Source organism: Kouleothrix sp. 19917, from assembly GCF_057073505.1.
Genome location: NZ_CP097099.1, coordinates 8,499,256 through 8,514,569 on the forward strand (window position 1 = coordinate 8,499,256; position 15,314 = coordinate 8,514,569).

A 15,314-nucleotide genomic window follows, 5' to 3' on the forward strand; every position below is an offset into this window, starting at 1 on the left:
AAGCCTCTAGAAATACTAGCTCAGCCACTCGGCGAGATGCGGATTGTTCAATTCACGATTAAGCTGAAGGGCGAGCTGCTTCTCGCTGAGGCTTTGCTCGCCCTGCCCGATTTCGGCATACAGCTTGAATAGGTAGTAGTGGGAATAGGCTTGCTCATAGGTATCACCTACCTCGCCAAAAATATCCAGGCTTTCCTTGAGGAGCGCCAAGGCCTGCTGCGGGTTTTGCTTGGCCTGGTGGAGCAAGCCGAGCTGTGTTTTGGCGATGGCTGCCCAGCGCAAGCTCCCAAGCTTTTTGAATATATCTAAGCAATCATAGCCATACGCAAATGCCTTGTCGATTTGGCCGCGCCTTTTACACAGTAGGACGCGCTCATACAGCACGGCCGCGTACTCGCCCATATTTCCCTGCTGCTGGCTTACCTGCATCGCCTCGTCGAGGTGTGCCTCTGCTGCCGTATACTCTTCCGACCAACTCTTGATGCGTGCCAAATAACGCAGCGTGTCAATATAATCGGCTGTTAATGGCAGCCGGCGTTGCATAGCAGCGGAATCTTGCAAATATGTTTGGGCCGTTTGGAAATTGTCAGGCTGTTTCATAGAACAAATGGCGAGCAGATTGAGATTTCGGGCGATGCCGAGCCAATTCTGCTCTGCTTCAAAAATGCGTTTTGAATCGGCGCTCAACACGAGCGCTTCATGATCCTGCGCCTGCTCTAGCTTGATGCGGCTGAGGAAGTATTTGCTGTTTGCTATCCCCGGGCCATCTTCCAGCCGCGTGAAGCGCCAAATCGCATCGGCGAGGTGCGTTTCGGCAGGCAGGTAGTTATTCTGCTCGATCTCGATCTCGCCCAGGCGCAAGAACGTGTGCGCGAGTGCCGGCTCGTTGTGCAGGGCGCGCGCGGCGTCGAGCGCAAGCGTCAGCGCTTCGCGCATGTCGGCAAAGCGGATCTGGTGGAACCACGGCTCGTCGAGCGCCTGCACAATATCAAGAACATCCCGCCAGATCTCCAGCGCGTGCGCTTTACCAATGGCAGCGGAGAAATTGCGCCATTCGGGCTGCAAACCGGCGTAGTCGTCGCGGTGCGTGCGGGCGAAATCGTGGAAATACGCGACAAAGGCGCGGTCGATGGCTGGTGTTTTTGCGGCCAGCTTGTCGGCGGCGAACTGGCGCAAGAGGCTGTGCATACTATAACGTTCGTGCTCGTGCTGTTGCTGGAGCAGCGACTTCTCGCACAGCGCGTCGAGGTCGAGCTGGCTGGCCCCGGCAATGGCGCGGGCAGCGTCGGCGGTGAACGTGGCGGGGAAAGCCGACAGCGCCGCCAGCACGGCTTGTTCTTCCGGCACTAGCTGCTGCCACGACGCCTCGAACACGGCGCGCATGCTGCGGTGGCGCGGGTCGGCGTCGCGCTGGCGGGTGCTGAGGAAATCGAGCGAGCGGCTGATTTCGTCGCGGATCTGCGCGAGCGAGCGGCGGCGCACCCATGCGGCGGCCAGCGCGATGCCCAGCGGCGAGCCGTCTACTAATTCGCAAATCGCCTGCACCTGCGGCAGATTTTCGTCCGATACACTGAAATCGTCGCGGGCCGCCCGCCCGCGCTCGGCAAACATCGCTTCGGCGGCATTCGTTTTCGTCGTGCCTGTGGGCAAGCCACCGAGCAATACTACCGACTCGGCGGCGAAGTTCAGCGGCTCGCGCGAGGTGGCGAGCACCGCGATTTGTGGGGCGCGGCGCAGCCATTCGGGAATGAACGCAAGTTCGTCGAGCGCGACCTCGCAGTTGTCGAAGATCAGCAGCGCGCGTTTGTCGCGCAGAATCGCCAGTACCTGCTCGCCACTAAGCTGTTTGCCATCCTGCGCCAGCCCGGCCGCCGCGCCAACCGCGATTTTGATCTGCTCCGCGCCGCCGTTTACCGCATCCAGCGCGACAAACCACACGCCGTCGGGAAAGCTGGCCCGCGCCTGTCTGGCCGCCTCGATCGACAGGCGCGTTTTGCCTATGCCGCCCGCGCCAACGATGGTAATTAGGCGGTAGCGCGGGTCGACCAATCGTTCCAGCAGCTGCGCCTGCTCGGGTTCGCGGCCAAAGAACACGCCCATCTGCGGCGGCAGGTTGTCGCGAGTATCGATGCCACCTCTCGCCAGCGGCACGCCGTCGAAAATGCGCTTGCGCAGCTGCTCGGTTTCTTCCTCAGGCTCCACGCCCAGCTCATCCCACAGCACACGTTCGCACAGCTCGAACTGCGCCAGCGCGGCATTGCGATCATGGAGCTGGGCGTGCGCGATCATGGCGGCGCGGTGGGCCGCTTCCAGCCACGGCTCCAGCGCAAGCTGGCGTTGCGCAATGTCGAGCGCGGCGGGCCATTCGCCACGCGCCAGCCGCGCTTCGCGCAAGAGCGCCATGGCCGCAAGTGCTCGCTGCCCATAGTGCTCGCGCTGGGCAGCCAGCCAGGTTTCCCAGGTTTCGCTGGCGAAGTTCAAGCCGGCTAACACGTCGCCACGCACCAGCGCGACGGCTTGATCGAGTCGTGCCAGACAGGTCGGGCAGCCAGCCAGCTCGCGGTGGGCGTGCGCTTCCACTGCCACCACCTGCCGCTCGAACACGGCCAGATCGACGGTGATGTCGTCCCCACTGCGCAGGGCAATCTGCTTGCGGTCGATATCGAGCCAGGGCGGCGCGGCGTGTTCGTCGCCAATCGCGTCGCGCAGGCGGGCAAGCCGATTGCGCAGGTAAGTCAGCGCCTCGACGTCGGGGCGGTCGGGCGCGAACAGGCTGGCCAGCGTGTCGCGGCGCTGCGCGCTGCCCTGGTGCGCGGCGAGGTAGGCCAGCAGCACGCGCTCGGCGTCGGTGCGAAACGTGGCGGCAGCGCCCGCCAGCCGCACCTGAAGCGGCCCAAGCAGCGCAATTTCCAGTCTGGTGTTCCCACTCATCCTTCTTCTCGTGGCAACGCACCCAAGCGAATTGCGTTCTGGGTGCGCTATGGGTGCGGGGTTTTCCTATCGTGCAGCCACCAACACGGCTCACCGCGAGCCGGGTGAACGCACAAGGAGACCCCAATGGAACGCATTCGTCGCTGGAAGCTGATCGTCCTCGCCGCCGTCGTGCCCACGCTCATCGCCCTGCAGCCGATTGTTACCTTCGCAAGTGACTGCACTGGCTCGCACTGCGGTGGCTAGTGCGCTTTCAGCGCAGGGATTAGGGTTTGGGATTCGGTGTTTGCAATGCTGATGTTCTTCCCTGATTTCCGCATTGCTTTCTTGATAATGCACTAGGCGCAGGTTTCTTGGATAAAGATATCGAGAACTTTACCACCAAGACACCAAGACACCAAGATTCTAAAACTCTTGGTGTCTTGGTGTCTTGGTGGTTATTTGAAAGAGGAACACCATACACCGCCGCACGTGCATCGGCAGAACGTATCACGCAGACAGATTCTGGTCTTTGTGCGCAGCAGATGTTCTCAGGGCGCGAGCAACTGCACTGGCTCGTTCGATGAAATTGGGATTTCCAAGTTCTTCGGCTATGCTCCCTGCGCTGGCAATCAACTGATGCGCCTGGCGTGGGTCGCTGTGGGCCAGCAGCTCGGCCAGGCCAATCAGCGCATTGCATTCGGTGCGCTGGAGTTTGTCGTGCTGGGCGAGCTGAAGCGCCTGGCGATACAGGGCTTCGGCGCGCTGGCTGTCGCCAAGCTCGCGTTTGGCTTCGGCCAGGTTGAGCATTGCAATCGCCATTGTCGAGCGACTCCCCAATTGCTCGGCAAGCTGTAGTGCTTGCTCGTGATATTCTGCGGCGCGACCGAAATGACCCTGCAACAGCGCATTTCGGCCCAGGTTGTTAAGCATCTCGGCCTGCCCGGTGGCATTGCCGCTGCCTGCCGCCAGCTCCAGCCCGTGTTGCAGGTAGTGATGCGCGCCCGTGTAGTCGCCGCGCTCGGTGGCAACAATGCTCAGGTTGTTGAACAGCAGCGCCTGCAGATGGCGGTTGTCGATCTGTTCGCACAGGCGCAGGGCGTGTTCCATAAACTGCTGCGCGGCGGGCAGATCGCCCCCGTGGTGGCACACCAGGCCCAGGCTGTTCAAACTGACGCTCAGGGTTGTGGCGTTGCCCAGGCTGCGCCAGGCGTCGCAGGCGCGCTGCAGGTGTTTGTGCGCGGCGTCGTAGCGGCCCTGAATGTCGTCTATGATGCCGAGGTGGTGGTGCACCCAGCCAATGAGTTGGGTGGAACCGATGGCCTGGGCAATTTCTAGCGCGTACCCGAGGTTGGCGCGCGCCGCGTCGTACTTGCCGAGCCGCCACAGCGCTTCGCCCCACCAGACATGCGCCATCCCTTCGGCCCAGCGGTCGGCGCAGGTAGCAGCCAGTTTCAGGGCCGCTTGCGCACTTTGCATGGCAGGCCAGTGCTGGCCAAGCCGGTTCTGGAAGCGCGCCCGCTCAACGCTAGCACGAGTCGCCAGCGCGACGCCGTCCGCGTTCCAGCCAGTCGCCGCATCAGCGGTTGCGTGCATCACTGCCTCGCCCTCGCGCGATAATCCGCGCAGCTGGTAGTAGATCGACAGCGCGGTGAGCGCATCGAGCAGCCAGCTGGCGCGGCGCTGGGCAATGCCCGTCTGCCAGGCCAGCCGCACATTCTCGATATCCGGCTCCAGCAGCCCAATTGAGTCTTGCGGCCTGTGTCCTTGCAGCGGCTCAGCGTGCGCGGCCAGCAAGGCCAGAAAGAACTGCGCGTGGCGCTCGGGTGTTGGGTCGTTTGATACGCGTTTGGCCGTCGCAAATGCGCGGATCACTGGGTGCAGCCTGTAACGCTGGCGTTCTGGCTGGTATGCAAGAAGCGACTTTTCGCACAGCGCGCCAAGCTGTTCGGCATCGGCCCCAGCGACCTCGTGTGCCGACACTGCGCTGAAGCCGCCGCGAAACACCGACAAGCGCGCCAGCAGGTGTTGCAGCGCCGGGGCCAGCGCGCGCCACGACATCTCGAACACGATCTGCATGTTCTGGTGGCGCTGTGGCCGGTCGCGCATGGAGGCTGTGAGCGCGCCGAAGCCGCTATGCAGGCCATCCGCAATCGCGCGGGCCGTGTCACGGCGGGTAAGCGCGGCGGCCAGCTCAATCGCCAGTGGCAAGCCCTCGACCATCTGGCAGATCGCGCGCACCGCAGCCAGCTCGTCGCCGGCCAGCGCCCCCGCATGCTGCTGCTCCCACCGCGCCGAAAACAGCTCGACCGCCTCCGCAGGCGCGTCGTCGGCCTCGTCGCGCGGGTAGCTCAGGCTGTCCAGCGCAACCGCCCACTCGGCCCGCAGCCGCAACGCCTCGCGCGAGGTCACCAGTAGCTGCACGTTTTCGCAGCGCTGGGTGATGTCGAAAACAATCTGGCTGCCGGCGAGCAAGTGCTCGAAATTATCCAGAATGAGCAGGGCGTGTTTGTGCTGCAAATAATCGAGCAGCTGCTTTTCAGGCGTGGCTGCGCTGGCAAAGCGCAGATCGAGCACAGCGGCAATTTCCACCGCAATCGCCTCGGCCAGGTTCTCGTCGTTCGGGTCGACATCGGCCAGATCAATCAGCCACACGCCGTCGGGGTAGCGCTGAAGGCGTTCGCGGGCAACCATGGTGGCGAGGCGGGTTTTGCCCACGCCGCCCGGCCCAACAATCGTCACCAGCCGGCACCACGCCTGATCAAGGCGCGCGTGCAGACTGTGCTGAATGGCGCTGCGGCCAAAAAACTGATCGTGGGCGGCGGGCAGGTTGTGGCGCGTCGCGGCAACCGGGCGCGGGGGCGTGGCGCGGTGTGGCTGCACATTTTTGATCAGCGCCGTCATCGCTGCGGGCGGCGCGATGCCCAGCTCGGCGCGCAGCAGCGCGGCAGATCGCTCGTAGTGGGCCAGGGCTTCGCGGGTATTGCCGCTTGCCAGCAGAAATTGGAGCAGTACAGTATGCGCAGCTTCGTCGAGCGGGTCGGCCTGCAGCCAGCGCCGCGTGATCGCGATCCCATGATCACATTCGCCGGCCGACTGCATGTAGCGCGCCAGCTTCTCGTAGGCGGCCACTACCTCGCGGTGAATGTGTTCGCGTGTTTGCGCGGCCCACTCATCGAAGCGCGGGGCATTGCGCACCTGGAAGCCAGCCAGGAAATCGCCGCGATAGCTGGCCAGCGCGCCATCGGCGGTGTTTGCTGCGGCGGGGGAACTGATCGCCCCGACACTGGCAAGTGTTTCCAGCAACCGGCGCGAATCAACGTCGTTGCGGCTTTCTGGCGCAAGCTCAAGCGAGCGCGGCGCAACCAGCAGGTCGTCGCCCACTTGCTGCTGCACGCGCGCCAGCACCGTGCGCAAATTCGATAATGCCTGTTTGGAAGAATCGCTTTCCCACAGCAGATCAGCGATCAGGTCGCGCCGGTGGGCCTGCCCGGTGTGGGCGAGGTAGCATAGCAGGGCAAGCTCTTTCTGGCTGCGAAAACGGCGCAGTGGCTCGCCATTGAGCAATAGCTCGGCGTGACCAAGCAACGTGAATGACAGCATGGTCACTCCCTCCCGATGACATTGCGGCCTTTCTATTATATATGCGTAGTGAGCCTGATCGTTCGGATCTTTCCAGTGGAAATAATAAAATGACTAAATTGAAACGTTGGTTGGGAATTGGTTAATGGAGTATGCGGTGGCAAGGGAAGACAGAAGCCGATTGTGAATGTTTTCCACACTGCGCGGAAAACATTCACAAAGAAACAGTAGTACCCCGGCCTACGGCGTTTGCGCGCCCAGCGCCTCGACGTAGAGCGAATACAGCGACTGGCTGCCGGTCATAAACAGGCGGTTTTTCTTTGCGCCGCCGAAGCACAGGTTCGAGCAGGCTTCGGGCAGGTGGATCTGGCCGATCAGCGTGCCATCGGGCGCGAAGCAGTGCACACCATCGAAGCCCGCGCCGCCCCAGCCTGCCGCCGACCACAGGTTGCCGTCCGTGTCGGTGCGAATGCCGTCCGACCCGCCCGGGCTCATTTTCACAAACACGCGGCTGTTGCTGAGCGTGCCATCCGCCACGTCGAACACGCGAATGTGCCCCGGCGCGCCCGTATCCACGATGTACAGCAGCTGCTCGTCGGGCGAGAAACACAGGCCGTTCGGGCGGTCGAAGTCGTCGGCCACCACCGTCGCTGCGCCGCTGTCAGGGTCGATTCGGTAGACATGGCGCGGCAGCTCGAACGGCGCTTTGTAGCCTTCGTAGTTCATCAGGATGCCATAGCCCGGGTCGGTAAACCAGATCGAGCCGTCGGAATGCACGACGACATCGTTGGGCGCGTTCAGGCGCTTGCCCTCGAAGGAATCCATCAGCACCGTGATGCGGCCATCGTGCTCGGTGCGCGTAACGCGGCGCGTGCCGTGTTCGCAGGTCACCAGCCGTCCCTGGCGGTCGCGCGTGTTGCCGTTGCTGTTGTTCGACGGCGCGCGAAACACCGTCACTTCGCCAGTTTCCTCGCTCCAGCGCAACATGCGGTCGTTCGGGATGTCGGAAAACAAGAGGTAGCGCCCATCGCCAAACCACACCGGCCCTTCCGTCCAGCGCGCCCCCGTCCACAGGCGCTCGACCACGGCGCTGCCAATGCGGTAGGGGTTGAAGCGCGGGTCGAGCGTTTCGACGGCCGGGTCGGGGTAGCGCACGATGCTGCGATCCTGGCTCCAGGCCAGCGCCGCGGGGCGTTCGTCTGCCATAGCAATGCTCCATCTTTTTGCGCGGGTGATGCTGTATCGTACCACAGGCGCGCCACGCCGTTGCAGCGCCGATCTCGGGTATAATACGCGCACCTGAAGATAGCCGCTTGCATTGGTGGCCGGGCGCGCTGCTGCGCGTGGCCCCGGAAATTCAGCCCACGCTGGCTGAGGGAACTGCCCAGTCCCTTCTTCCACAGGCAAATGCGACGTCGGTGGTACGCAGCTTGATAGCTTGGCTCTGCTCCGTGCGCACAGCGAATGCTGGATGCGCAAACCGCCCGGCGGAGCAGGCAGAAGAAGGAGTGCCGGCATGAGCCAGCGCATCGGCATTTTCGTGATCGCTTACAATGCCGAGTCCACATTGTCCGCCGTTCTGGAACGCATCCCAGCCGATATTGTCGACAAAGTCGAAGAGATTTTTGTGATCGACGATTGCAGCACCGACCGCACCTACGAAGTCGGGCAGGGCTACACCGGCGGGGCCGCCGCTGCGCAAAAGCTCACGGTGCATCGCAACCCGGTGAACCTGATGTATGGCGGCAACCAGAAGCGCGGCTACGAATACGCGATCGAGCGCGGGCTCGACATTGTGGTGCTGCTCCATGGCGACGGCCAGTACGCGCCCGAGGTGATGGGCCGCATGCTCGAGCCGCTGGAGAGTGGCCGCGCCGAGATGGTGATGGGCTCGCGCATGATGGTGCAGGGCGCGGCGCTGCGCGGCAACATGCCGCTATACAAGTACGTCGGCAATCAGGTGCTGTCGTTTGCGCAGAACTGGCTGCTTGGCACGCGTTTCACCGAGTTTCACTCGGGCTACCGCGCCTACTCCACCCACGCCCTGCGCACACTCGACTTCAGCAAAATGACCGATAGCTGGCACTTCGATACGCAGATCATCCTGAACTTCCTCCGGCGCGGCTACCGTATCCTCGAAGTGCCAATCCCAACCTACTACGGCGACGAAATCTGCCATGTCAATGGAATACCATATGCCTTTGAATGCATCCGTGCAACCGCCGCCCACGCCTGGCACACCCGCGTCCGCCGGCTTGCACTACGTTTCGCACAGCGACCCACAGAGTAGCCACCAGCAGATTCTGCGGCTGGTGCGGCAGCTGCAGGCGCGTGGGCCAGTGCTGGATGTTGGCGCGGCGCAGGGCATGCTCGGGCAGGCATTACGCGGCAGCGGCGCAACCATCGACGCAGTCGAGCCGCACCCGCGCTGGGCCGAGCACGCCCGGCCTTTTTACCGGCAGGTGTTTGCCAGCGGTATTGAAGACGCGCCGCTGGCGGCTGAAACATACGCGGTGGTGGTGTGCGCCGACGTGCTCGAGCACACCGCCGACCCGCTGGCGGTGCTGCGCAGGTTGCGCGCGGCTGCCCGTCCCGGCGCGATCTTCATCATTTCGCTGCCGAACGTGGCGCACCTTTCGGCGCGGCTGCTTTTGCTGAGCGGGCGCTGGCCGCAGATGGAGCGCGGCATCTTCGACCGCACACACCTGCATTTCTACACCCGCGCCACTGCCGAGGGCCTGCTGCGCGACGCCGGCCTGCGCCCGCTGCGCGCCCGCCCAACGCCGGTGCCGCTGTATATGGCCTGGCCCCGGCAGCTTGGCGCGGGCATGCTGCGCGCGGCAATGCTGGCGCAGCGCGTGGGCTTGCTGGCCGCGCCGTCGCTGTTTGGCTTTCAGTGGGTGCTGGTGGCGCGGAATGATGTCTAGTTCTAGAGCAGAGAAGATAACCGCGCCACAGAGGGCACAGAGAACACTGAGAAAGTAGGGCAATCGTGCCGAAGTTTTGTCATGCTGCGCGCAACGAAACAACTCTCCTTATTCGCCAATAATAATCTGTGAAATCTGTGCAATCTGTGGAAACGAACCCCGTCGGCACGCGCCCGGCACGCCCCTGGGCCATCCCGCTGGTGCTTGCGCTGCTGCCCTTCCTGCTGTTCCTTCCGCTCACGCTTGGCCAGCGCACCTTTTTCGTTCACGACCTGCAGTATTACTTCTACCCCTACCATATCGTCAGCGCGAACATCCTGCGCGGCGGCAGCCTGCCGCTGTGGAACCCCTACGCCTTTAGCGGCATCCCGCTGATTGGCGATGGCCAGACGGCCATGTTCTACCCGCCGAACTGGCTGTTCTTCCTGTTCCCCGGCGCGCTGGCGCTGAGCTACGCAGTGCTGCTGCAGTTCAGCATTGCGGGCGTGGGCATGTATTTCTGCGCGCGCCACTTCGGGCTGGGCGCGCTGCCCGCGCTGATTGCCGCGCTCGCGTATATGTTCTCGGGCTTTCTGACGGCGCGGATCGTCCATCTTTCGATCATGAGCGGCGCGGCGCTGGTGCCGCTGCTGGCGTGGCTGGCCGACCGCGCGCTGACCCTGCGCACGCGCCGGGCGTTTGTGCTCGCCGCCGTGGGCGCGGCATTGCACGCCTTTTCCGGCCACCCGCAAATTCCAGTCTACACCGCGCTTGGCCTCGGCCTGCTCGCGCTGGTACGCGCCGCCGAAAGTGGGCGCTGGCGCAGCTTTCTGACGCTGCCGCTGCGGCTTGTTGGCATCTACGTGTTTGGCTACGCCCTGGCCGCCGTGCAGCTTGCGCCGTGGATCGAGCTTGGGCTGGCCTCGCCGCGTGCGGCTGGCGCGACCTTTGAGTTTGTGATGGGAACGGGCGTGCATGGCACCGACTGGCTCTTGTTCCTGTTTCCCTTCTTGTACGGCCAGATCGAGCCGCACCTGTTTGGCAATGTGCCAATGGGCATCAGCGCGGCGGTGCGCGCGTGGGAGCATAGCGCGTATGTGGGCATGTTGCCGCTGGCGCTTGCGCCACTGGGCGTGGCGCTGCTGCTGGCTGGCACACTGCGCCGCCAGTTCAGCACGCGCTGGTTCACGCTCGTGTGGCTGCTGCTGCTGGCGCTCGCGGGCGTGATCGTTGGCGCGGGCAAGTATTCGCCGCTGGCTGGGCTGGTGTACGCCACGCCGGTGCTCGGCAAGCTGCGCGATGTCGAGCGGGCGCTGGTGCTGGTTTCGTTTGCGCTGGCGCTGTTTGCCGCGTTTGGCCTGCAATGGCTGATTGAAACGCGCAGCGCGGGCGCGCGGCTGGTGACGATCCTGAGCGCCATATTGATTGTGATCGCGCCCGCCTTCTGGCTGTGGTTCGCGGGCCGTCCCAATGCGCGCCCAATCCTTGACATCGAGCCTGCGAACATGCATCATCTGGTCGAAAGTCGATTGAGCGGGTATGTTCCGCTGGCGCTGGCGCTGGCGAGCGGCGCGCTGCTCGGGTTCTGGGCGCTGCGCCGGCCCGGCCCGCGCTCGCTGACGCTGGCGGCGCTGCTGCTGCTGGCCGACATGGGCGTGTACGCGGTGAGCTACCAGCCGCTGATGAATGCAGCACAGTTCGAGCGCCGGCCCGCAGTGCTGAGCGCGCTCCAGAGCGACGGGCAGCCGTTCCGCAAGGCGACGTTCCTGAGCGGCTCGAACGACATGGTGCCGGGCGCGGCGCAGGAAACGCTGGCGGTGAGTTGGGCGATGGCCTTTGGCGTCGAGGATATCAATGGCTTCAATTCGCTGCAGCCGCGCCGCTACACCGACTACCTGTACGGCACCAGGGTTAGCGATGTCTCATATGGCTTTCTGGCGAACCCTGCCCTCTTGCAGCCCAGCAGCCCGATCCTGCCCGCGCTGAATGTGCGCTACCTGCTGGTGCCGGTGGATATGAAGCAGCCGCTGATCGGCCCGCAGTTCCGCCAAATCTACCGCAGCCGCGAGGTGCGCGTGTTTGAGAACACGCTGGTGTGGCCGCGCGCATTTTTCGCTGGCAGCGCGCGCAGCGAAAACGACCCCGCCGCGGTGCTGAGCACTGTCACCGCGCCCGGCTTTGATGCGCGGCAAACGTCGCTGGTCGAAGGCGCGTTGCCAGCCGACCTCGCCACGGGCGCGGGCGCAAGCAGCGCCAGCGTTACGGGCCAGTCACCCAACCGGCTGGAGATCGCCGCCAGCACCGATGCGCCGCGCCTGCTGGTTGCGAGTGAGATGTTCTTCCCCGGCTGGCGTGCCACGATCGACGGCGCAGAGGTGCCGATCCTGCGCACGAACTACCTGTTTCGTGGCGTGGTGGTGCCGCCCGGCGCGCACACCGTCGTGTTCGAGTACCGCCCGCTTGTGGCCATGTTCGGCGCGGCGCTTTCGCTGGTGGCCTTAATGGTGGGCGGCTGGCTTTTCTGGTGGGGGCGTTATCCGGGTTCTGGGAAATGAAGGGTCTGCGCATCCTGAGTAGCGCGAAGCGCGTATCGAAGGGTGCGCGTGGCTAATGCGCTCCGTTCGGTAAACCAACACCCGGCCACGACAGGTGAATGTATCGCCGCAGCCTAATTTTGGCGACATCAGGACGCAGCGGCTCAACCGTGAGGTACGTCCATTCCCACAGCTCGCCCACCCCGATTGGCATGGCGTGGCTGTAGGTTTGCGCCAGCGCGCCATAGCCAGCCGGGCCATCGCTCGCCCATCCCGCCGCTTGGAGCTGCTTGCCAAGCTCCGATGACCACGGCGCTGCCTTGGGCACTCGGTAGCTGATCTGCCATTCATTCCAATTCAGCCGCGTCACTTGAACATCCGTTGCTGCGGGCACAACCAGCGATGCCAGCGGCGGGCGCGCCGCCATCCACGCGCCCAGCGTGCCAGCCGAAATCAGTATCAGCGCGCCCATAATCGCAAGCAAGCGAGTCATGTCGCTTTCCTGTCTGCTGTGTGGAAGGTGCCTGCATGACAGCATGTTTGCGCGGCCAATTGGTATCGCTTGTGATACAATTTCCTGTATCGCTCCCGATATTTCTCAGCGTATATGTTCTGAACCCGTCTGCTTGCCCCCGTGCGAGCGGCCGGACGTGCCAGGATGCGCCAATGCACGAGATCGCTTCATTGGGTCACTGGCTTAAAATCCGCCGCGTGGCGCTACAGCTTACCCAGGCCGAGCTTGCCAGCCGCGTGGGCTGCGCGGCGGTAACTATCCGCAAAATCGAGGCGGATGAGCGGCGGCCCTCGGCGCAGATTGCCGCCTTGCTGGCGCAGCACCTGGAGCTTGCGCCCGACGAGCGCGCAGCATTTCTGCGAGCCGCGCAGGAGCTGATCAGCCCGCTGCGGCTGGCTGCACCTGACCAAACAGCAACCAACACGCCGCATCCTGGCGCTCTGCCTGTTGCGCCCACAGCGCTGATTGGCCGTGCAGCCGAGATCGCCGCCGTGCGCGCTCTGCTGCGACGCGCAGATGTGCGCCTGCTTACGCTGACCGGGCCGGGTGGGGTAGGCAAAACGCGCCTGGCGCTTGAAGCGGGCAGAACCGCGCAGCCGGCATTCAGCGACGGCGTGTGCTTTGTCGCGCTTGCACCAATCTCCGAGCCGGCGCTACTACTTTCGGCCATTGCGCAAACGCTGGGCACGCAGGAGCTGTCCGGCCAGGCATTGCAGCAAACCGTGCTGGCCGCCCTGCGCGACCGCCAGATCCTGCTGGTGCTGGATAATTTCGAACAGATTCATGCAGCCGCGGTGCAGCTTGCCGAACTGCTCGCCGAGCTTCCGGCGCTGAAATTGCTGGTGACGAGCCGCATTCCGCTGCGAATCGCGGCCGAGCACCAGTTCCCCGTGCCGCCGCTCGCGCTGCCGGATGCACAGATGGCCGATGCCACCGAAGCGCAGGGTTCTTCAGAAGCGGTTACGCTCTTTGTCACGCGCGCGCAAGCCGTCAAGGGTGATTTTGCCATTACGGCTGCAAACGCGCCCGTAATCGCGGCGATCTGCGCCCGGCTTGATGGTTTGCCGCTGGCGATCGAGCTGGCTGTGCGGCGCAGCAAATTTTTTTCACCCACGGTGCTGCTGTCGCGCCTAGAAAACCGGCTCGGAACGCTGACCGACGGCGCGCGCGATCAGCCGGCGCGGCAGCAAACATTACGCGCAACCATCGACTGGAGCTACCACCTGCTCTCGCCCGCTGAGCAGCAGCTTTTTGCCCGATTGGCGGTATTTGTGGGTAGCTGGACGCTCGCGGCGGCTGTAAGGGTATGCGCCGCAACAGTATCCAGAGAAGATATGGAAGCCGGTATTGCCTCGCTGCTCGACCAAAGCCTGCTTCAGGAAGACCAGCAGTTTCGGGATGCCGAAGATCAGCGCTTCATGATGCTTGAAACGATTCGCGAGTATGCGCTGGAAATGCTGGCAACGAGCGGAGAAGCAGACGCAGTGCATTCGCGCCACGCGGCACACTTCCTGACGCTGACCGAAACTGCCGCCCCGCACCTGCTCGGGTCGGAACAGCGCCTTTGGTTCGCCCGGCTCGACCACGATTGGGAAAATATTCGCGCCGCGCTGGCCTTTCTGCTGCGAGAAAACCGCATCATCGAAGGACTGCGCCTGGCTACAGCGCTGCATTCCGCTTGGATCAGGCGTCGCGCGCTGAGCGAAGGTCGGCAGTGGCTCGAAGCGCTGCTGGCACAGGCCGAACATGAACCCCTGCCCGATGCGATGTATGCGCAGGCGCTGCTGGTGATTGGCGACCTGGCCCGCTATCAGGAAGATGTGGATGCCGCTATTCCTTCGCTTGAACAGGCACTCCAGCATTTTACGGCGGCAAGTGAGCATCGTGGCGCTGCCGATGCGCTTCATTCGTTAGGCTGGGTGTTGTGGATGCGCGGCGATGTTGCTCGCTCGGTAGAAATATTTGACCAAAGCCTGACGCTCTATCGCGAGCTTGGCGATACCCACGGGATCGCCACAACGCTGATCCCGCGTTCTTATCTTGTTGCCCACTGGGACGGCCATTTCGATCAGGCGCTGCCACTGGGTGAAGAAAGCTTGCGCTTGTTCCGCGAAACGGGCGATCTGCGCAGAATCGCCACCGCTTTGCGTTTTATGGGCTGGCTGGTTCATGATCTCGGCAACCTGGAACAGGGCGCGCAATTTGTGGACGAGGCGCTTGTTCTGACGCGTGAACTCGAGGATAAACCTGAACTTATGGACACCCTGTCCGACCGCGCGATGATTGCGGTTCGCCTGGGCGATTTTGTGCGCGCTGAGCAGCTTTTTGGTGAGCAATTGGCGCTGTCGCGCAGGCTCGGGCATACCGGCGGCGTAAGTTCTGCGCTCGGCGGCCTGGCGATGGTGGCGCGCTACCAGGGCAAGTTCGACTATGCCCAAAGCTTGCTCGAAGAAGCTCGGAAGCTCGATCAGCACAGCGCCGTTCCTTTCAACACTGGCGTGCGCGGGCTGATTTATGGCGCAGTGGCGTATGATCAGGGCAATGTTGCGCAGGCGGCGCGCCTGTACCGCGATAGCCTGGTCATCTTTCGTTCTATGAAGGCCAAATGGGATTGCACCGCCTGCATCGAAGGGCTGGCTGCCGTCGCAAGCGCAGAAGGCAACACGGCACGCGCTGTGCGGCTGTGGGGCAGCGCCGCCGCGAGCCGGGCCGCGCTCCATGCGCCCCTGCCGCCCGTCGACCGCCCGCGCCGCGATGCCATGCTGGCCGATCTGCGCCGAACCCTGGGCGATGCCGCGTTTGAGGCGTTGTGGGCCGAAGGGCAGGCGCTCACGCTCGAAGCAGCGGTGGAAGAGGCGATGGCGTAAG

Annotated in this window: 8 protein-coding genes; 4 read left to right on the plus strand and 4 right to left on the minus strand. The window is 63.7% G+C overall.

The genetic code is table 11. From position 1 onward, the window contains the following. Positions 1-15 precede the first annotated feature (15 nt). The 3 genes from M1P90_RS34315 to M1P90_RS34325 all read right to left on the minus strand — a co-directional run bounded on the left by M1P90_RS34315 (position 16) and on the right by M1P90_RS34325 (position 7,698). Complete coding sequence (locus M1P90_RS34315; RefSeq protein ID WP_483700414.1) at positions 16-2,931, minus strand: BTAD domain-containing putative transcriptional regulator; 2,916 nt, start codon at positions 2,929-2,931, stop codon at positions 16-18. 489 nt (positions 2,932-3,420) lie between these two features. Then, a complete protein-coding gene (locus M1P90_RS34320) occupies positions 3,421-6,513 on the minus strand; it encodes an ATP-binding protein (protein WP_483700415.1) in 3,093 nt (1,030 codons plus the stop codon). A gap of 219 nt (positions 6,514-6,732) precedes the next feature. Continuing rightward, a complete protein-coding gene (locus M1P90_RS34325) occupies positions 6,733-7,698 on the minus strand; it encodes an SMP-30/gluconolactonase/LRE family protein (protein WP_483700416.1) in 966 nt (321 codons plus the stop codon). Positions 7,699-8,008: 310 nt separating this feature from the next. Between M1P90_RS34325 and M1P90_RS34330 the strand changes: the two genes are divergently transcribed. The 3 genes from M1P90_RS34330 (at position 8,009) to M1P90_RS34340 (ending at position 11,953) form a co-directional block, all read left to right on the plus strand. Further along, positions 8,009-8,782, plus strand: a complete 774-nt coding sequence (locus M1P90_RS34330) for a glycosyltransferase family 2 protein (RefSeq protein WP_483700417.1) — start codon at positions 8,009-8,011, stop codon at positions 8,780-8,782. After that, positions 8,748-9,419 (plus strand): class I SAM-dependent methyltransferase, encoded by a 672-nt coding sequence (locus M1P90_RS34335; RefSeq protein WP_483700418.1) that lies wholly within the window; start codon positions 8,748-8,750, stop codon positions 9,417-9,419. The genes M1P90_RS34330 and M1P90_RS34335 overlap by 35 nt, the downstream gene beginning before the upstream one ends. A 146-nt stretch (positions 9,420-9,565) precedes the next feature. Beyond that, positions 9,566-11,953 (plus strand): hypothetical protein, encoded by a 2,388-nt coding sequence (locus tag M1P90_RS34340; RefSeq protein ID WP_483700419.1) that lies wholly within the window; start codon positions 9,566-9,568, stop codon positions 11,951-11,953. Between the two features lie 52 nt (positions 11,954-12,005). On the opposite strand, the gene M1P90_RS34345 is transcribed toward M1P90_RS34340, so the two are convergent. Further along, positions 12,006-12,425, minus strand: coding sequence for a hypothetical protein (locus M1P90_RS34345; protein WP_483700420.1), 420 nt, complete (start codon positions 12,423-12,425; stop codon positions 12,006-12,008). Positions 12,426-12,598: 173 nt separating this feature from the next. Here M1P90_RS34345 and M1P90_RS34350 point away from each other — a divergent pair, with 173 nt between their 5' ends. After that, positions 12,599-15,313, plus strand: a complete 2,715-nt coding sequence (locus tag M1P90_RS34350; protein ID WP_483700421.1) for an ATP-binding protein — start codon at positions 12,599-12,601, stop codon at positions 15,311-15,313. Position 15,314: the final 1 nt, after the last annotated feature.

Coding starts and splice junctions, on each gene's coding strand:
- M1P90_RS34315 (WP_483700414.1), bottom strand. CDS start 2,931: ATGAGTGGGAACACCAGACTGGAAATTGCGCTGCTTGGGCCGCTTCAG.
- M1P90_RS34320 (WP_483700415.1), bottom strand. CDS start 6,513: ATGCTGTCATTCACGTTGCTTGGTCACGCCGAGCTATTGCTCAATGGC.
- M1P90_RS34325 (WP_483700416.1), bottom strand. CDS start 7,698: ATGGCAGACGAACGCCCCGCGGCGCTGGCCTGGAGCCAGGATCGCAGC.
- M1P90_RS34330 (WP_483700417.1), top strand. CDS start 8,009: ATGAGCCAGCGCATCGGCATTTTCGTGATCGCTTACAATGCCGAGTCC.
- M1P90_RS34345 (WP_483700420.1), bottom strand. CDS start 12,425: ATGACTCGCTTGCTTGCGATTATGGGCGCGCTGATACTGATTTCGGCT.
- M1P90_RS34350 (WP_483700421.1), top strand. CDS start 12,599: ATGCACGAGATCGCTTCATTGGGTCACTGGCTTAAAATCCGCCGCGTG.